The 18085-nt window shown below is 61.1% G+C and carries 13 protein-coding genes and 2 tRNA genes; 4 read left to right on the forward strand and 11 right to left on the reverse strand.

The features are described from left to right. Positions 1 to 147: 147 nt before the first annotated feature. The 8 genes from ACM6IP_RS16670 to rnr all read right to left on the reverse strand — a co-directional run bounded on the left by ACM6IP_RS16670 (position 148) and on the right by rnr (position 9932). Complete coding sequence (locus tag ACM6IP_RS16670; RefSeq protein ID WP_095169561.1) at positions 148 to 2454, reverse strand: YgiQ family radical SAM protein; 2307 nt, start codon at positions 2452 to 2454, stop codon at positions 148 to 150. A 186-nt stretch (positions 2455 to 2640) separates the two neighbouring features. Continuing rightward, positions 2641 to 4035 (reverse strand): replicative DNA helicase, encoded by a 1395-nt coding sequence (gene dnaB, locus ACM6IP_RS16675; RefSeq protein WP_017336265.1) that lies wholly within the window; start codon positions 4033 to 4035, stop codon positions 2641 to 2643. Between the two features lie 110 nt (positions 4036 to 4145). After that, the gene (gene rplI / locus ACM6IP_RS16680) at positions 4146 to 4592 is read right to left on the reverse strand and encodes a 50S ribosomal protein L9 (RefSeq protein ID WP_095169562.1); all 447 of its coding nucleotides are present in this window, start codon (positions 4590 to 4592) and stop codon (positions 4146 to 4148) included. 19 nt (positions 4593 to 4611) lie between these two features. Beyond that, entirely contained in the window at positions 4612 to 5505 is an 894-nt protein-coding gene (locus ACM6IP_RS16685; RefSeq protein ID WP_095169563.1) for a hypothetical protein, read from the reverse strand. A 36-nt stretch (positions 5506 to 5541) separates the two neighbouring features. Beyond that, positions 5542 to 5772 carry a 30S ribosomal protein S18 gene (rpsR, locus tag ACM6IP_RS16690; RefSeq protein ID WP_002551829.1) on the reverse strand — a complete coding sequence of 77 codons (231 nt, stop codon included), beginning with the start codon at positions 5770 to 5772 and terminating at the stop codon, positions 5542 to 5544. A gap of 28 nt (positions 5773 to 5800) precedes the next feature. Continuing rightward, positions 5801 to 6223 (reverse strand): 30S ribosomal protein S6, encoded by a 423-nt coding sequence (gene rpsF / locus ACM6IP_RS16695; protein ID WP_003217491.1) that lies wholly within the window; start codon positions 6221 to 6223, stop codon positions 5801 to 5803. A 314-nt stretch (positions 6224 to 6537) separates the two neighbouring features. After that, entirely contained in the window at positions 6538 to 7305 is a 768-nt protein-coding gene (gene rlmB / locus ACM6IP_RS16700) for a 23S rRNA (guanosine(2251)-2'-O)-methyltransferase RlmB (protein WP_095169564.1), read from the reverse strand. Beyond that, the gene (rnr, locus tag ACM6IP_RS16705; protein ID WP_159993455.1) at positions 7302 to 9932 is read right to left on the reverse strand and encodes a ribonuclease R; all 2631 of its coding nucleotides are present in this window, start codon (positions 9930 to 9932) and stop codon (positions 7302 to 7304) included. The genes rlmB and rnr overlap by 4 nt, the downstream gene beginning before the upstream one ends. A gap of 225 nt (positions 9933 to 10157) precedes the next feature. On the opposite strand from rnr, the gene ACM6IP_RS16710 reads away from it, so the two are divergent. The 4 genes from ACM6IP_RS16710 to ACM6IP_RS16725 all read left to right on the forward strand — a co-directional run bounded on the left by ACM6IP_RS16710 (position 10158) and on the right by ACM6IP_RS16725 (position 13270). After that, positions 10158 to 10244: transfer RNA gene (locus tag ACM6IP_RS16710), tRNA-Leu, on the forward strand. Between the two features lie 165 nt (positions 10245 to 10409). Further along, positions 10410 to 10496 (forward strand) — tRNA-Leu (locus ACM6IP_RS16715). Positions 10497 to 10694: 198 nt separating this feature from the next. Further along, positions 10695 to 11705, forward strand: coding sequence for an extracellular solute-binding protein (locus tag ACM6IP_RS16720; protein ID WP_095169566.1), 1011 nt, complete (start codon positions 10695 to 10697; stop codon positions 11703 to 11705). Beyond that, entirely contained in the window at positions 11705 to 13270 is a 1566-nt protein-coding gene (locus ACM6IP_RS16725; protein WP_414861901.1) for an ABC transporter permease, read from the forward strand. Before ACM6IP_RS16720 ends, ACM6IP_RS16725 begins: the two co-directional genes overlap by 1 nt. Positions 13271 to 13318: 48 nt before the next feature. On the opposite strand, the gene ACM6IP_RS16730 is transcribed toward ACM6IP_RS16725, so the two are convergent. From ACM6IP_RS16730 to ACM6IP_RS16740, 3 genes are all read right to left on the reverse strand, one after another. Then, entirely contained in the window at positions 13319 to 15253 is a 1935-nt protein-coding gene (locus ACM6IP_RS16730; RefSeq protein ID WP_414861902.1) for a methyl-accepting chemotaxis protein, read from the reverse strand. Between the two features lie 138 nt (positions 15254 to 15391). After that, a complete protein-coding gene (locus tag ACM6IP_RS16735) occupies positions 15392 to 16681 on the reverse strand; it encodes an adenylosuccinate synthase (protein ID WP_095169569.1) in 1290 nt (429 codons plus the stop codon). Positions 16682 to 16735: 54 nt separating this feature from the next. After that, complete coding sequence (locus ACM6IP_RS16740; protein WP_095169570.1) at positions 16736 to 17923, reverse strand: ATP phosphoribosyltransferase regulatory subunit; 1188 nt, start codon at positions 17921 to 17923, stop codon at positions 16736 to 16738. Positions 17924 to 18085: the final 162 nt, after the last annotated feature.

Consider the following 18085-nt stretch of genomic DNA (forward strand, 5'->3'; position numbering starts at 1 on the left):
TCGCTGCGAATGCAATAAAGCAGACAACCTCCAACACTGTGGAAGCGGGCTTGCCCGCGATGAGGCCAGCAGCTCCAGTACATTTCCCAAGCCTGAAATGCAGAACGCCAACCCGAAGGTTGGCGTTCTGTTCAGCGGGGGCGCGGCTTAGCGCGGCACAACCGGCTTGCGCGCAGGTTTCGGGCCCTTGCCTTTGGCCGCATCCTTACGCTCCTTGGCCGCCTGCTGGTTACGGGCGAACGCCGCAGCCTTGGCCTGTTCACGCTTGTCCCACGGATTGCCACCATCACTGGCACGCGGCGGCAGGCCGGTGTGCTGGGTGAGGATCTTGGTGGTCTTTTCCGTCGCCGCCACTTTATGGCTGCCAGCCGGCGTCGAGTTCTTGCGACGGGCGCTCTGGTAGCTGTCGCTAGCCGGCTGGTGCAGCGGGATCAACTGGTTCTTGCCCGGCCCGATCAGGTCGGCGCGGCCCATGCGGGTCAGCGCTTCACGCAGCATTGGCCAGCCTTTCGGGTCGTGGTAACGCAAGAACGCCTTGTGCAGGCGACGCTGCTCCTCGCTCTTGACGATGGTCACGCCGTCGCTCTTGTAGGTGACCTTGCGCAGCGGGTTCTTGCCCGAGTGGTACATGGCGGTGGCCGTGGCCATCGGCGACGGGTAGAACGCCTGTACCTGGTCGGCGCGGAATCCGTTGCCCTTGAGCCACAGGGCCAGGTTCATCATGTCTTCGTCGGTGGTGCCCGGGTGGGCCGCGATGAAGTACGGAATCAGGTACTGCTCCTTGCCCGCTTCCTTGGTGTACTTCTCGAACATGCGCTTGAACTTGTCATAGCTGCCGATGCCCGGTTTCATCATCTGATTGAGCGGACCTTCCTCGGTGTGTTCCGGGGCGATCTTCAGGTAACCACCGACGTGGTGGGTCACCAGTTCCTTGACGTACTCAGGCGACTCGACCGCCAGATCGTAACGCAGGCCCGAGGCGATCAGGATCTTCTTCACGCCCGGCAAGGCGCGTGCGCTGCGATACAGCTGGATCAGCGACGAGTGGTCGGTATTGAGGTTCGGGCAGATGCCCGGGAACACGCAGGATGGCTTGCGGCACGCGGATTCGATTTCCGGGCTCTTGCAGGCGATGCGGTACATGTTCGCGGTCGGCCCGCCTAGGTCGGAAATGACCCCGGTGAAACCCGGCACTTTGTCGCGGATCTCTTCGATTTCGCGAATGATCGACTCTTCGGAACGGTTTTGGATGATCCGGCCTTCGTGCTCGGTAATCGAGCAGAAGGTGCAGCCACCGAAGCAGCCGCGCATGATGTTGACCGAGAAGCGGATCATGTCGTAGGCCGGGATCTTCTCCTTGCCGTACGCCGGGTGCGGGACACGGGCGTAGGGCATGCCGAACACGTAGTCCATTTCTTCGGTGGTCATCGGAATCGGCGGCGGGTTGAACCAGACGTCGACTTCGCCATGCTTCTGCACCAGCGCACGGGCGTTGCCCGGGTTGGTTTCCAGGTGCAATACCCGGTTGGCGTGGGCGTAGAGCACCGCGTCACCACGGACTTTTTCCACCGATGGCAGGCGAATCACGGTCTTGTCGCGGGTCATGCGCGGGCTGGCCAGGATCTGCACGACTTTAGCTTCGCTCGGATCCTCGACAGGCCCTTTTTCCTGCTCGATGGCGCAGGCTTGGGTGTCCTGGGTGTTGACGTACGGGTTGATGATCTTGTCGACCTTGCCCGGACGGTCGATGCGCGTGGAATCGACTTCGTACCAGCCTGCAGGCGTGTCACGACGAATGAACGCAGTACCACGCACGTCGGTGATGTCTTCGATCTTGTGTCCGTAGGACAGGCGCTGGGCGACTTCGACAATGGCCCGCTCGGCGTTGCCGTACAGCAGGATGTCGGCGCAGGCGTCGATCAGGATCGAGTTGCGCACCCGGTCCTGCCAGTAATCGTAGTGGGCGATGCGGCGCAGGGAAGCTTCGATGCCACCGAGCACGATCGGCACGTTCTTGTAGGCTTCCTTGCAGCGCTGGCTGTACACCAGGCTTGCGCGATCCGGACGTTTGCCGGCCATGCCACCTGGGGTGTAGGCGTCGTCGGAACGGATCTTCTTGTCGGCGGTGTAGCGGTTGATCATCGAGTCCATGTTGCCGGCCGCGACACCGAAGAACAGGTTCGGCTCGCCGAGCTTCATGAAATCGTCTTTGGACTGCCAGTTCGGCTGGGCAATGATCCCGACGCGAAAGCCCTGGGACTCCAGCAGCCGGCCGATGATGGCCATGCCGAACGATGGGTGGTCGACGTACGCATCACCGGTAACGATGATGATGTCGCAGGAATCCCAGCCAAGCTGATCCATCTCCTCCCTGCTCATCGGCAGGAATGGCGCAGGACCGAAACATTCGGCCCAGTACTTGGGATAGTCAAATAACGGCTTGGCTGTTTGCATGACGGTGACCGGTGTTGAGATGAAAAATCGCGGGCGCGGAATATAGCACAAATTTTGACCAATTCCGACGGTTATGGTCGGAAATTACGGCGACCCAATCGCGGGCAAGCCCGCTCCCACAGGGATCACACTAACCCTGGGGGAGCGGGCTTGCCCGCGATGAGGCCCTTTCAGGCACTACACAACTTATTCGTCGTCGAAATTGTAGCTGCCCGGCGCCAGGTTTTCGAAGCGCGTGTACTTGCCGATGAACGCCAGTCGTGAGGTGCCGATCGGGCCGTTACGCTGCTTGCCGATGATGATTTCGGCGATGCCCTTGTGCTCGGTTTCCGGGTGATACACCTCGTCCCGGTAAACGAACATGATCACGTCGGCATCCTGCTCGATCGCTCCGGATTCCCGCAAGTCGGAGTTGATTGGCCGTTTGTTCGGTCGTTGCTCCAGGGAGCGGTTGAGCTGGGACAACGCCACTACCGGGCAGTTGAATTCCTTGGCCAGGGCCTTCAAGGAACGGGAGATCTCGGAAATTTCGTTGGTCCGGTTGTCGCCACCCGACCCCGGGATCTGCATCAGCTGCAGGTAGTCGATCATGATCAGTGCGACGTCACCGTGCTCACGCACCAGTCGGCGGGTCCGCGCGCGCATTTCCGAAGGACTGATACCGGCCGTATCGTCGATGAACAGCTTGCGGTCGTTGAGCAGGTTGACCGCCGAGGTCAGGCGCGGCCAATCGTCGTCGTCCAGGCGACCGGCCCGGACCTTGGTCTGGTCGATACGGCCCAGGGACGACAACATACGCATGATCAGCGATTCGCCTGGCATCTCGAGGGAGTAGACCAGTACGCACTTGTCGCTGCGCAACACGGCGTTTTCCACCAGGTTCATCGCAAAGGTGGTTTTACCCATGGACGGACGGCCGGCGACGATGATCAAGTCAGCCGGTTGCAGGCCGCTGGTTTTCTCGTCGAGGTCGGTGTAGCCGGTGGACAGGCCGGTGATGGCGTTGTCAGTGTTGAACAGGGTGTCGATGCGATCGATGGCCTTGGTCAGCAGGTCATTCACGCTCACCGGGCCGCCGGTTTTAGGCCGGGCCTCGGCGATCTGGAAGATCTGCCGTTCGGCTTCGTCGAGAATCTCTTCAGCCGTACGCCCTTCGGGATTGAAGGCGCTGTCGGCAATTTCGGTGGCGATGCCGATCAACTGCCGCAATGTTGCCCGGGCACGAACGATCTGGGCGTAGGCCTTGATGTTGGCGACCGACGGGGTGTTTTTCGCCAGCTCACCCAGATAACCGAGGCCGCCCACCTGGGAGGTCTGGCCTTCCTTGTCGAGCTGTTCGGCAAGGGTCACCACGTCGATCGGTGAGTTCTGGTCCGCCAGCTTGGCAATCGCACGGAAAATCAGGCGGTGGTCATGACGATAGAAATCACCGTCCGAGACCTGATCGAGCACGCGTTCCCAGGCGTTGTTGTCCAGCATCAGACCACCGAGTACAGCCTGTTCGGCCTCGATGGAATGGGGCGGCACTTTCAACGCGGCGGTTTGCAGATCGTATTGCTCAGGAGCGGAGATATCGTTCATGGCCACTTGGAATTAGGGGATCGTAGAAAAACAAAAGGCACGACCTGTAAACAGGATCGTGCCCGATGTTAACTGGCTGACACGCGAGGTGCCAGTCAGTTAGGTGCTGCTTAAGCTGCTACCACGACAACGCGTACGGTGGCTTCAACTTCAGCGTGCAGGTGCACGGCTACGTCGAATTCACCTACGTTGCGGATGGTGCCGTTCGGCAGACGAACTTCGCTTTTTGCAACTTCAACGCCAGAGGCGGTCAGTGCATCAGCGATGTCGTGAGTACCGATCGAACCGAACAGCTTGCCTTCGTCACCGGCGGTGGCAGTGATAGTCACTTCCAGCTCAGCCAGTTGGGCAGCGCGGCTTTCAGCCGAAGCTTTTTTGTCTGCAGCCAGTTTTTCCAGCTCAGCACGACGCTCTTCGAACGCAGCCAGGTTGGCAGCGGTCGCAGCGGTAGCCTTGCCGTAAGGCAGCAGGTAGTTACGGCCGTAACCAGCCTTAACGTTCACTTTGTCGCCCAGGTTGCCCAGGTTGGCGACTTTTTCCAGAAGGATCAGTTGCATGTGAAAATCCTCTTAACTTTTAACCTTCACCGTTCGCGTTATCGACGTCTTTCGGCGTCAAACGACCGCGAAAATCAATCAGGCTGTCGACAATGGCCAGGACCACCAGCAACGGATAGATCAGCTGCATAAACAGCAACAGCGTTACGTACAACCCCACCAGCCAAAACTTGGCCAGTCGCTTTTCAGCCACCAGCCCATGAATCAAGGCCAGCCCGGCGAACACCAGCGGTACGCTGCACAACGGCGTCAACATGGCCATCTGGGTACCGAAATTCGGCCCCAGAAGCATGCACGCCAGCAGCAACATCGCCGGCCCCAGCGGGATTCGGATGGCGCGAAACTCGCGACCAAAACCACCGGGGTTGTACAACAACGCCTGCCAGTAGCGCCCGACAATCAGGCTCAGCACACTGACGATTTGCAACAAGGCCGCTATCAGGCCAGTCAGGACCGGTGCAATCAGGGCGGCGAGACGCGCTCGCTCCTCTACCGACAATTGCTGGTAGAGGTCACCGAGGGCCAGCGGCAGGATCTTGACCAGTTCCTGTGCCAGCATCTCGATGTGGGGACGGTAAACCGCACCCAGCACCACCGAAAACACCACTCCCATCGCTACGCTGACCAGCAGCGTGCGGTTCCAGGACTCACTTGCGCGTAAAACCAACGCAAGGCCCGAAGATCCCAGCAGCACCATGAGTGCCCGTGGATCATCGGAATACAGCCACCAAATCAAGGCTGGCAGCATCCCCAGAGCAAGGACGCCCAAGGCGTCCTTCAATCCGCGCCGCAGCAGCACCAGGCTCCCTGCGGCAGCACCCAACCAATACAACAACGGCAATGCCGCGCATCCGGCCACTACGAGAGTGGCCTGCATACGGCCGCGCATGATGAACTCAGCTATGGCACGCATGCATTCAATCCCTTACTACGTGTCGACTGCCCGGTCTCAGCGGCCGTGGCTGTCGGTGTAGGCCAGCAGGGCCAGGAAGCGGGCGCGCTTGATAGCGGTGGCCAGCTGACGCTGATAACGTGCTTTGGTACCGGTGATGCGGCTTGGAACGATTTTGCCGGTCTCGGATACGTAGGCTTTCAGAGTGTTGAGATCTTTGTAATCGATCTCTTTCACGTCTTCAGCGGTGAAGCGGCAGAATTTACGACGACGGAAGAAACGTGCCATTTGATAGGCTCCTTAAAAGGTCCGTGGATTACTCGTCAGCGTTATCGCTGTTGTCGCTGTCATCACTATCAGCGCTTTCGGCGCCTTCGTGCTCAGGACGGTCGCGACGCTCACGGCGCTCACTGCGGTTTTCTTCAGCCTTGAGCATCTCGGATTGGCCGGTAACGGCTTCTTCGCGACGGATGACCAGGTTACGGATCACTGCATCGTTGTAGCGGAAGTTGTCTTCCAGCTCGGCCAGGGCCTTGCCAGTGCACTCAACGTTCAGCATCACGTAGTGAGCCTTGTGAACATTGTTGATTGCGTAGGCCAGTTGACGACGGCCCCAATCTTCCAGACGGTGGATTTTGCCGCCGTCTTCTTCGATCAGCTTGGTGTAACGCTCAACCATGCCGCCGACTTGCTCGCTTTGATCCGGGTGGACCAAAAAGATGATTTCGTAATGACGCATGAATGCTCCTTACGGGTTGTAGCCTGCCGCTCAAAAGCGGTCAGACAAGGAGTGAATGACACTTATGGACTTGCTTGCGATAGACACATGCGTGCCTGCCGTCACAGCAAGGGGCGCAATTGTAGAGAAGGGACAGGAGAGGTGCAAGGTTATTGGTGAATATTTGAACAGTTCGTTCGCATGCGCATTTGCGCGACACCACAAACCCCTGTAGGAGCGAGCTTGCTCGCGATGAGGGCGCAACATTCAACATTGATGCCGAATGTTGCACCGCTATCGCGAGCAAGCTCGCTCCTACAGGGAACACAACCGGATCAGGACTTTTTGCCGGTCCCGGCAGCCTTGACGCTGCGCTGACGCTGGGCTTCGAACAGGCAGACACCTGTGGCCACGGACACGTTGAGGCTGCTGACGCTGCCGGTCATCGGCAAGTGCACCAGGTAGTCGCACAGGTCACGGGTCAGGCGACGCATGCCGCTGCCTTCGGCGCCCATGATCAGGATCGTCGGGCCGGTCATGTCCTGCTGATACAGGCTCTGCTCGGCTTCGCCCGCCGTTCCGACCACCCACAAGCCACGCTGCTTGAGTTTTTCCAGGGTGCGCGCCAGGTTGGTCACGGCCACCAACGGAATCACTTCCGCGGCGCCACAGGCTACTTTTCGTACAGTCGGGGTCAGGGTCGCTGACTTGTCCTTCGGCACGATCACCGCCAGCGCACCGGCCGCATCGGCCGAACGCAGGCAGGCACCGAGGTTGTGCGGGTCGGTCACACCGTCGAGCACCAGCAACAGCGGTGCGCCTTCGGTACGGTCCAACAGCTCGTCGAGCATGGCCTCACCCCAGACCTGGCTCGGACTGACGTCCGCAACCACGCCCTGGTGCACGCCCTCGACCCAGGCATCCAGCTCACGACGCTCGGCCTGGCCGACCGCAACGCGGTTTTCGCTGGCCAGCTCGATCAGCGTCTGCACCCGCGGATCGCTGCGGCCTTCGGCCAGCCAGATCTGCTTGACGCGTTTCGGGTGGTGACGCAGCAATGCTTCTACCGCATGCACGCCGTAGATTTTTTCCAACTGACTCATGACTTGGCCTTAGGTTTACGTGCCCCGCCGCTTTTGGCTGGAGCCGAGCCCGCTTTTGGCGGACCCTTACGGTGTTTACTCGGTTTGGCTGGCTTGCCGCCGGTGGCCTTTTCAGGCGCCGACCGTCCGGTCTTTCCCCCAGACGCCGCTTTACCACCGCTTTTCGCTTCGGCCAGCAACGCCTGTTTCATTTCCCGACTCTTGCGCACTTCGGCGTTTTTCGCCGCGGCATCGCTTGGGCGGTAGGCTTCGGCAGCCTTTTCCTTGGCAGGACCACGACGACCGGTTTTCGCCGGCGCCGGTTCTGCGGCGGTCTTGGCAGCCGGAGCGGCGGTTTCGCTGCCGCGCTTCTTGCGGCCGATCGGTGCGCTGATGGTTTTTTCCGCCATCTCGAAGTCGATCTTGCGCTCGTCCAGGTCAACCCGCATCACGCGCACTTCGACGGTGTCGCCGAGGCGGAAGCTGCGGCCGGTACGTTCACCGGCCAGGCGGTGGTGCACAGGGTCGAAGTGGTAGTAGTCGCCCGGCAACGCGGTGACATGGACCAGGCCTTCGACATAGATATCGGTCAGCTCGACGAACAGGCCAAAACCGGTCACGGCGGTGATCACACCCGGGAACGACTCGCCCACGCGATCTTTCATGAACTCGCACTTGAGCCAGTTCACCACGTCGCGAGTGGCTTCGTCGGCGCGGCGCTCGCTCATCGAGCACTGCTCGCCGAGTTGCTCCAGCGTCGCTTCGTCGTACGGATAGATACGCGCCTTCGGAATACTCATCGCGCCAGCACGCTTGACGTGCGGGGTGTTCATCTTCGAATGGATGACACTGCGAATCGCCCGGTGCGTGAGCAGGTCCGGGTAGCGGCGGATCGGCGAGGTGAAGTGGGTATAGGCTTCGTAATTCAGGCCGAAGTGGCCCTGATTGTCCGCGCTGTACACCGCCTGGCTCAACGAACGCAGCATGACCGTCTGGATCAGGTGGAAATCCGGGCGATCCTTGATACCGGCCAGCAAGGCCTGGTAGTCCTTCGGCGACGGACCATCCTTGCCTTTGTGCAGGGACAGGCCGAGCTCGCCGAGGAAGGCGCGCAGTTTTTCCAGGCGCTCCGGTGGCGGGCCATCGTGAACACGATACAACGCAGGAATCTCGTGCTTCTTGAGGAACTCGGCGGTGGCCACGTTGGCCGCCAGCATGCATTCCTCGATCAGCTTGTGCGCGTCGTTACGCACAGTCGGGCGAATTTCCGCGATCTTGCGCTCGGAACCGAAGATGATCCGGGTTTCCTGAGTTTCGAAATCGATCGCACCACGCACGTGACGAGCGGCCAGCAACACTTTGTACAGCGAGTAGAGCTGCTTGAGGTGTGGCAGGACGTCGTTGTACTCGCCGCGCAGTTGACGCGCCTCGGAGAGTTTCGGCGTTTCCAGCATCGCGCTGACCTTGTTGTAGGTCAGGCGGGCGTGGGAGTGGATCACCGCTTCGTAGAAGCAGTAGTCGGTCATTTCGCCGGACTTGGAGATGGTCATCTCGCAAACCATGGCCAGGCGATCGACGTGCGGATTCAGCGAGCACAGGCCGTTGGACAGCTGCTCAGGCAGCATCGGGATCACGCGCTCGGGGAAGTACACCGAGTTGCCGCGAACCTGGGACTCGTTATCCAGGGCCGAGCCGATCTTCACGTAGCTGGAAACGTCGGCAATCGCCACGTACAACTTCCAGCCGCCGGAGAACAGGCGCAGCTTGCCTGGCTTGGACTCGCAGTAGACGGCGTCATCGAAGTCGCGGGCATCTTCGCCGTCGATGGTGACGAACGGCAGATGGCGCAGGTCGATGCGCTTCTCTTTGTCCTTCTCTTCGACTTCCGGCTTGAGCTTGGCCGCCTCCTTGAGGACCGCTTCCGGCCAGACGTGAGGAATGTCGTAGGTGCGCAGGGCGACATCGATTTCCATGCCCGGCGCCATGTAGTTACCCACTACCTCGACCACGTCGCCTTGCGGCTGGAAGCGTGGGGTTGGCCAATGGGTAATCTTCACTTCAACGAATTGACCGACCTTCGCGTTGGCGTTGCGGCCCGGGGTCACCAGCACTTCCTGCTGGATCTTCGGGTTGTCAGCGACGACAAAGCCGATGCCGCCTTCTTCGAAGTAGCGGCCGACGATGGTTTCGTGAGCACGCGACACCACTTCGACGATCATGCCTTCGCGACGCCCGCGACGATCCAGGCCAGACACGCGCGCCAGGGCACGGTCGCCGTCGAACACCAGGCGCATTTGCGCCGGGCTCATGAACAGGTCGTCACTGCCGTCGTCCGGCACCAGGAAGCCGAAGCCGTCACGGTGACCGCTGATGCGGCCAAGGATCAGGTCGAGCTTGTCCACCGGTGCGTAAGTACCACGACGGGTGTAGATCAGTTGAGCGTCGCGCTCCATGGCGCGCAGGCGGCGGCGCAGGGCTTCGACCTGGTCTTCAGTGGTCAGACCAAACTCTTCGACCAGTTGCTCGCGGTTAGCAGGCGAACCTCGATCAGCAAGGTGCTGAAGGATCAGTTCGCGGCTAGGAATAGGGTTTTCATATTTTTCCGCTTCACGAGCGGCCTCGGGATCGAGGGACTGCCAATCGGCCATTAGAGAGTTTTCACCTTGTCTATATGCGGGTTAGTTTGGCATAGGCGTAATGAAACGGGAAATTTCAGGCTACTGAAGGCCCCAAATGCCCTTTCCTGCCGCCGGAATGCGACCGCCCGGCAGCATTCGTAAAATTTTCCCTGTTTTTTTGATATCAGGGGTTTACAGTTAAAACGACGCTCCGTATAGTGCGCGCCATCGACGACGTACAGCGTTGCCGATACTGCCCAGATGGTGAAATTGGTAGACACGCCAGCTTCAGGTGCTGGTGACCGCAAGGTCGTGGAAGTTCGAGTCTTCTTCTGGGCACCAATTACGAGCTTGAGATTAGTTCAATTTCAAGGCTCACACAAAAACCCGCGAAAGCGGGTTTTTGCATTTTAGCGGTTTGATTTAATTTTATTAAATCAGGGGTTTACAGATCAAATAGCGCTCCGTATAGTGCGCCACATCAACAGCGGCAACGTTGTCGATACTGCCCAGATGGTGAAATTGGTAGACACGCCAGCTTCAGGTGCTGGTGACCGCAAGGTCGTGGAAGTTCGAGTCTTCTTCTGGGCACCAATTCAAATTCAAGGTCGATGATCTTGAATCTCACAAAAACCCGCGAAAGCGGGTTTTTGCGTTTCCGGGATTTAAAAAGCATCGCGACCTTCGACAAGGCCTACCAGACCCTCCTCCTCCCCGCAAGGCGCACTTGAGAAACAATATCGTTTATCATTGTTTCAAGTTTTTGCAATGCGACAGTGAGGAACCCTGCGAATGATGTTTCGAAATACCCTGCGCCGCGGCCTGACCTTCACGCTGCTAGGGCTGGCCCTGGCCTGCCCACTCACCCAGGCGGCCGATCCGGTTTCCCTGACGCTTTATAACGGCCAGCACAAGGAAGTCGGCGATGCCGTCGCCAAAGCCTTCGAAGCCAAGACCGGGATTCACGTCAACGTACGCAAAGGCAGCAGCAACCAGCTTGCCAGCCAGGTCGTGGAGGAAGGCGAGCGCTCACCCGCCGACGTGATCTACACCGAAGAGTCGCCGCCACTGAACAAGCTGGGCGAACAAGGCCTGCTGGCCAAGACCGACGATGCCACTCTGGCAGTGCTGCCCAAGGATTACGTGGCCAGCAATGGCACCTGGATCGGCGTCACCGCCCGGGTCCGCGTGGTGGCCTACAATCCGAAACTGATCGACGAAAAAGACCTGCCAAAATCGGTGATGGAGTTCTCCGATCCGAAATGGCAAGGCAAGGTCGGGTTCGTACCCACCAGTGGCGCGTTCCAGGAACAGGCCGTGGCGATCATCAAAGTGCACGGCATGGATGCGGCCGAAGAATGGCTGACCGGCCTGCGGGCGTTCGGCAAGACCTACAGCAACAACATGGTCGCCCTCAAGGCCGTGGAAAACGGTGAAGTAGCCACGGTGCTGGTGAACAACTACTACTGGTTCGCCCTGCAACGGGAAAAAGGCCAGCTCGACTCGAAGCTGTATTACTTCAGCGACGGCGACGTCGGCGGCCTGATCACCGTTTCCAGCGCCGCTGTGCTCAAGTCCAGCAAGCACCCGCAAGAAGCCCAGCAACTACTCGCCTATATGGCCAGCGAAGAGGGCCAGCGTGTGATTACCCAGACCACCGCCGAGTATCCGCTGCATAAAGGCATGGAGTCGGATCGCGGACTCAAGCCGTTCAACGAACTGCAAGCGCCGAAAGTCACCCCGGCCGACCTGGGCAATGCCGAGGAAGCCCTGGAACTGGAACGTGAAGTTGGCTTGAACTGATGAGCGCCTCCCTGCCCGCCTCCGCCTCGCGCGCAGCCTATGTACCCCGGCGCAAGCGGCCTTCGATCTGGTTGCTGCTACCGGTGCTGCTACTGGTCTGCCTGAGCCTGCTGCCACTGCTGTATGTCGGCCTCAAAGCCTGGCAGGCCGGCTGGGCGCAGGCGGTGCATCTGCTATGGCGACCCTATGTGTTCGGCCTGCTGCGCAACACCCTGCTGCTGATGATCGGCGTCACGCTGGCCTGCGCCTTGGTCGGCCTGTCGCTGGCCTGGCTGCTGGAGCGCAGCAACCTGCGGGGGCGGCGCGTATGGGGGGTGATTCTGTGCTTGCCGTTTGCCGTCCCGGCCTTCGTCAGCAGTTTTACCTGGGTCTCCCTGAGCTCCAGCTTCGAAGGCCTGGGCGGGGCGATCCTGGTGATGAGCCTGTCCAAGTACCCGCTGATTTTCCTCCCGGTGGCGGCGACCCTGCGCAATCTCGACCCCGCCCTGGAGGAGTCGGCCCGCACCCTGGGCCTGAACCGCTGGGGCGTGCTCTTCAAGATCACCCTGCCTCTGCTCTGGCCCTCGCTGCTGGCTGGCTCGCTGCTGATTGCCCTGCACATGCTGGTGGAATTCGGCGCCCTGTCGATCATCGGCCTGCAAACTTTCACCACGGCGATCTATCAACAGTTTGAGCTGGAGTTCAGCAACGCCAATGCGGCAATGCTCTCCGCCGTCCTGCTGGCGCTGTGCCTGGTGCTGTTGTGGCTGGAGCTGCGGGTGCGCGGCAAGGGCCGCCATGTGCGGATTGGCCAGGGTGCCGCGCGGCATGCCGAGCAGGTTCGCCTGGGCGCCCTGGCACCGCTAGGCCAGCTTTACTGCCTGTTGCTGGCGATTGTCGGCAGCGGGATTCCCCTGGGCATGCTCGGATACTGGCTGGCGGTAGGCTCATCGGCAGCTTTCCCGATGGCGGCAATCGGCGAAGCGCTGCTGTCATCACTGGCCTTGTCCCTGGGCGGCGCAGCGCTGTGCCTGGTGCTGGCGGTGCCCGTGGGCTTGCTGGTGGTGCGCTACAAGGGCCGCCTGGCGCTCTGGGCTGAACGCCTGCCGTATTTACTGCACGCGCTGCCTGGCCTGGTGATCGCCCTGACGCTGGTCTACTTCGCCTTGCACTATGTGCCGGCGCTGTACCAGACCTCGGGGTTGCTGCTGATCGCCTACGCCTTGCTATTCCTGCCGCTGGCCCAGGCACCGATTCGCACGGCCCTGAACAAGGCTGCTCCGCAACTCGAAGAGGCCGCCCGCACCCTCGGCGCGTCCTCGTTCAGCGCCTTTGTGCGAGTGACGCTGCCGATCATCTTTCCGGCGCTGGGCGCAGCCTTTGCCCTGGTGTTCCTCGATGCGATGAAAGAGCTGACGGCGACCCTGCTGCTCAGCCCGACCGGGCTCAACACCCTGGCCACCGAGGTCTGGGCTCACACTGCGAATGTCGAGTTTGCGGCAGCAGCACCCTATGCGGCGCTGCTGATTCTGGTGTCGGGGCTGCCGGTCTATTTGCTTACGACGCGGATGTATCTGAGCCGCTGAGATCGCCATCGCGAGCCTGCTCGCGATAGCGACAGCCGATACCCCGCATCAAGCCCGGAACTGCCCCAGGCTGGCCTTCAACTGCGCCGCCAAGCCATCCAGCACTTTGCCGCTGGCCGTGGTTTCAACCACCGCCTGGGCCGCCTTCTCGGCCTGGGCATGGATGGTCTGGACCCGTCCGCGCACCGCTTGCGCGCCCTTGGCCTGATGCGCCGCCGCCTGGGTCGCCAGGCCGATGGCCGCATGCACTTGTTCGACAGAGGCCTGCACCGACTGCTGCAGCCGTGCATTGTCGCGCAATACCAACAACCCTTCGTTGGCCTGGCGCCCTGCCTGGCCGATCGCCGCTACCGCTTCACGCGCGCCCTGCTGCAGGGCACCGATGTGCGCCTGGATGTCGCCGGTGGAGCTTTGTGTCTTGCTCGCCAGCGCCCGCACTTCGTCCGCCACAACCGCGAAACCGCGCCCGGTCTCACCGGCCCGCGCCGCTTCGATGGCGGCATTAAGGGCCAGCAGATTGGTCTGCTCGGCAATGCCGTGGATCACCTCCAGGACCACCTCGATCTGCTCGCTTTGCTGGGCCAGCCGCTCGATCACCTTGGCGCCCGTATCCACCTGCCCGGCCAGCGCTTCGATCAAGCTGCCGACCTGAGCCGAGGTACGGGTGTTTTCATCGGTCGCCTGGCGAATATCCACCACCTGCTGCAAGGCCGCCTGCATGGCATGACTTTCAGCCTGCGCCTCGTCCGCCATCTGTGACAGCGCCCGCAGGCTCTCTGCCACTTCATCGCGCTGGGATTTCGCCGCGGCATCGGCCCCGGCGTTACGTTGGCTCATGGCGCCGATTTCCACACCTGTGCGCTGGGCCACATCACCGGCCTCGCGAACGATCGGCTGCAACTTATCCACAAACCGATTGACCGCCGACGCCATGTCGCCGATTTCGTCCTGGCTGTTGATCTGCACGCGCTTGGTCAGGTCGCCCTCGCCCGCCGCCAGGTCATCCATCGCGGCAATCAGTAACTTCAGGCGATTGACGACTCGCCGCCCGAGCACCACCGCGAGCAGCAGCAACACACCGCAGCCGACCAGGGCCAACGCCATGCCGATCCGCCAGCGCAGAGTCGCCGCGGCTTCCTGTACGGTAGCGGTGGTATTGGCCTGCATCTCGCTGGCAGTGGCCTGCGCCGACTGCAGGCGCGCGCGCATGGCTGTAGCGCTGTCAGCCGCGGCGCCCTTGAGGCTGTCACCGACCAGCTGATCGCTGCTGGCGATCAGCGCCGAGAAGCGCTTGTCGAGTGCAGCCAGGTCCGCCTCGACCGAGGCCGTGGAAACCCCCATGAGTACCTTGCCGATTTCCACGCCATTAGGGTTGATCGATGCCTCGACGTAGAACACCGACGGATCGTTTTTCGCCGCATCCAGCACTTTATCCAAGGCGCGCTCGCCCTGGCCTTTCTCCAAAAGGGCCTTGTTGATCAGGTTTTCCCGGTTCAGGTAGCGGGTCAGGTGCTGGCCGGTGGCATCGTCGTACACCACAAACAACACATTGGGATTGCGCTGGGCGCGCCGGGCGAACTCGGACAGGGTCGGAACATCGCTGTCCCACATGGCGCGCGGTGCGACCGATGCCAGGAGCTGGGCCATGTCATTGGCCGAGTCCTTGAGGTCCTTTTCCAGGGTGGCGCGCAGTTGTGCCTGCTCATCCTCGAGTCGCGAAGACAAACCGGCCGTCAGGCGCTGACGGGTACTGGTGGAGAGGTTATCCAGACTGGAAGTGACCTCGCGTCCGGCTTGTTCCAGCTCACCCGAAAGCTTCTGGCTATCGGCGCCCAGTCGCGCGCCCAGATCCGCCTCCAGGGCGGTCACGGTGCTCCGCGTCAGGGCAACCGCCACCAGCACCTGCACCAAAAGGGCGATACCAAGGGTAACGAATACGGGCCGCAACAAACGGCTTTGTAACAGTGAGAGAACGGCCGACACAGAAAATCCCTCTACTTGGATGCTATTAAACTGATAGCACGCTCGAAGGGATATTCACAGCAAAGGTCATGCCGCACGGCAGGCACAAACGACAAAGGGCCCCATCAGGGGCCCTTTGTGTTTTACATCAACAGCTTATTAAGCGAACGGGTGACGCAGAACGATAGTTTCGTTGCGGTCCGGACCGGTCGAAATAATGTCGATCGGCGCGCCGATCAGCTGTTCAACGCGCTTGATGTAAGCACGGGCATTGGCTGGCAGCTCTTCCAGGGTTTTGGCACCCACGGTCGATTCGGTCCAACCTGGCACTTCTTCGTACACAGGCTGCAGGCCCAGGTAGCTGTCGGCGTCGGTCGGAGCAATGTCGTTGCCTTCTGCATCTTTGTAGCCGACGCAGATATTGATGGTCTCCAGACCGTCGAGTACGTCCAGCTTGGTCAGGCAGATACCCGAGATGCTGTTCACATCGATAGCGCGACGCAGGATAACGGCGTCGAACCAGCCACAACGACGAGCACGACCGGTAGTCGCGCCGAACTCGTGACCTTGCTTGGCCAGGTGCGCACCGACTTCGTCGAACAGCTCAGTCGGGAATGGACCCGAACCCACACGCGTGGTGTAGGCCTTGGTGATGCCCAGGATGTAGTCCAGGAACATCGGGCCAACACCCGAACCGGTAGCAACGCCGCCAGCGGTGGTGTTGGAGCTGGTCACGTACGGGTAGGTGCCGTGGTCGATGTCCAGCAACGAACCCTGGGCGCCTTCGAACATGATGTCTTTGCCAGCGCGACGCAGGTCGTGCAGCTCGGCAGTCACATCCAGCATCAGCGGGGTGAGCAGCTCAGCGTATTCCTTGCACTCGGCCAGGGTCTTTTCGAAGTCGATGGCTGGCTCTTTGTAGTAACCCACCAGCATGAAGTTGTGGTAATCCACCAGTTCACGCAGTTTGTCTGCAAAGCGCGGCATGTTGAGCAGGTCGCCCACACGCAGGCCACGACGCGCAACCTTGTCTTCGTAGGCCGGGCCGATACCGCGACCGGTAGTACCGATCTTCAGCTCGCCACGGGCCTTTTCACGAGCCTGGTCCAGCGCTACGTGATACGACAGGATCAGCGGGCAGGAAGGGCTGACACGCAGGCGCTCGCGCACCGGTACGCCTTTCTCTTCCAGCTTGGTGATCTCGCGCAGCAGGGCGTCTGGTGCAACCACCACGCCGTTGCCGATCAGGCACTGCACGCCTTCGCGCAGTACGCCCGAAGGGATCAGGTGCAAGACAGTTTTTTCGCCATCGATCACCAGCGTATGGCCAGCGTTGTGGCCACCTTGGTAGCGCACTACGGCGGCAGCATGTTCGGTCAGCAGATCAACGATCTTGCCTTTGCCCTCATCACCCCATTGGGTGCCCAGGACTACGACATTCTTACCCATAACACTTGTCCTCATTCGCGCAAACTTGGTGCCGGCAGCGGCCGGCAGGAAAACTCAAGAAGCCAGCGGCAATACTTGCCAAAGCCCGTTCTGCTGAATCAATTGCCGGTCGCAGTCCGCGTCACGGGCGGCGGCCAATGGTTGCCCAGGCAATGCCTGGACGACACGCTGACCCTCACTGCGCAACTGGCAAACCTGCTGCCAGAGTGCCGCATCCGTACTGTCAGGCATCCAGATACCGCCAGACGGTAGCTCGATCTCAGCACGCCCCAGGGTCACCAGGGTTTTCAAATCGGTGGAGAAGCCGGTGGCCGGACGAGCACGACCGAAGTCGGCGCCGATGTCGTCGTAACGACCGCCCTGGGCAATGGACTGGCCAACACCCGGCACGAATACCGCGAACACCACACCGGTGTGGTAGTGGTAGCCACGCAGCTCACCCAGGTCGAAGTACAGCGGCAACTGCGGGAAACGCACGGACAGCCGCTCGGCAATCGCCAGCAAGTCGTCCAGCGCTGCCAGCACCGGCGCCGGCGCCTGGGCCAGGCGCTCACGGGCAGCAGCCAGCACTTCACGGCCGCCACACAGGTCGACCAGCGCCCGCAGCATGCCCGCCAGGTCGGCAGGCAGGCCTTCGGTCAAGGTAATGACCTCGTCGATAGCCTTGCGTTGCAAGGCGTCGAACAGCTGTTGCTCGACCTCACCGGACAAACCGGCCGCACGGGCCAGGCCGCGGTAGATACCGACGTGGCCCAGGTCCATATGCACATCCGGCACATCGGCCAGTTGCAGCATGGCCAGCATCAGGCTGATGACTTCGACGTCGCTACTCGGGCTGGCGTCGCCGTACAACTCGGCGCCCAGCTGGATCGGGCTGCGCGAAGTCGACAAGGCACGGGGCTGCGCATGCAGCACACTGCCGGCGTAGCACAGGCGGCTCGGGCCTTCGCGGCGCAGGGTGTGCGCATCGATGCGCGCCACTTGCGGCGTGATGTCGGCACGAAAACCCATCTGCCGGCCCGACTGCGGGTCGATGACCTTGAAGGTGCGCAGATCCAGGTCCTGGCCCGCACCGGTCAGCAGGGATTCCAGGTACTCGATATGGGGAGTCACGACAAACTCGTAACCCCAGCTCTGGAACAGATCCAACACCTGACGGCGCGCCACTTCAATGCGCGCCGCCTCTGGTGGCAGTACTTCTTCGATGCCATCTGGCAGCAGCCAGCGGTCTACCGTTGCCATTACGCCATTCCCCTTTGATCCGGGCGGCCAACCCTCGGCCGGCCTTGAGTGAAGCAGAAAATGTCTGGCCCATGCACAGAATTTCACGCGCATGGACGACGTGGCGATCGGCCTGAATCCGGCCTCGCCAAACACTTTCCTCGAAAAACCTGTCGAGTTGTT

This window comes from Pseudomonas sp. IT-P176 (genome assembly GCF_949767245.1).
Lineage (GTDB): Bacteria > Pseudomonadota > Gammaproteobacteria > Pseudomonadales > Pseudomonadaceae > Aquipseudomonas.

Bases quoted from the DNA above. Each gene is read 5' to 3' on its own strand.
- ACM6IP_RS16670 (WP_095169561.1), bottom strand. From the start codon at position 2,454: ATGCAAACAGCCAAGCCGTTATTTGACTATCCCAAGTACTGGGCCGAA.
- dnaB (WP_017336265.1), bottom strand. From the start codon at position 4,035: ATGAACGATATCTCCGCTCCTGAGCAATACGATCTGCAAACCGCCGCG.
- rplI (WP_095169562.1), bottom strand. From the start codon at position 4,592: ATGCAACTGATCCTTCTGGAAAAAGTCGCCAACCTGGGCAACCTGGGC.
- ACM6IP_RS16685 (WP_095169563.1), bottom strand. From the start codon at position 5,505: ATGCGTGCCATAGCTGAGTTCATCATGCGCGGCCGTATGCAGGCCACT.
- rpsR (WP_002551829.1), bottom strand. From the start codon at position 5,772: ATGGCACGTTTCTTCCGTCGTCGTAAATTCTGCCGCTTCACCGCTGAA.
- rpsF (WP_003217491.1), bottom strand. From the start codon at position 6,223: ATGCGTCATTACGAAATCATCTTTTTGGTCCACCCGGATCAAAGCGAG.
- rlmB (WP_095169564.1), bottom strand. From the start codon at position 7,305: ATGAGTCAGTTGGAAAAAATCTACGGCGTGCATGCGGTAGAAGCATTG.
- rnr (WP_159993455.1), bottom strand. From the start codon at position 9,932: ATGGCCGATTGGCAGTCCCTCGATCCCGAGGCCGCTCGTGAAGCGGAA.
- ACM6IP_RS16720 (WP_095169566.1), top strand. From the start codon at position 10,695: ATGATGTTTCGAAATACCCTGCGCCGCGGCCTGACCTTCACGCTGCTA.
- ACM6IP_RS16725 (WP_414861901.1), top strand. From the start codon at position 11,705: ATGAGCGCCTCCCTGCCCGCCTCCGCCTCGCGCGCAGCCTATGTACCC.
- ACM6IP_RS16735 (WP_095169569.1), bottom strand. From the start codon at position 16,681: ATGGGTAAGAATGTCGTAGTCCTGGGCACCCAATGGGGTGATGAGGGC.
- ACM6IP_RS16740 (WP_095169570.1), bottom strand. From the start codon at position 17,923: ATGGCAACGGTAGACCGCTGGCTGCTGCCAGATGGCATCGAAGAAGTA.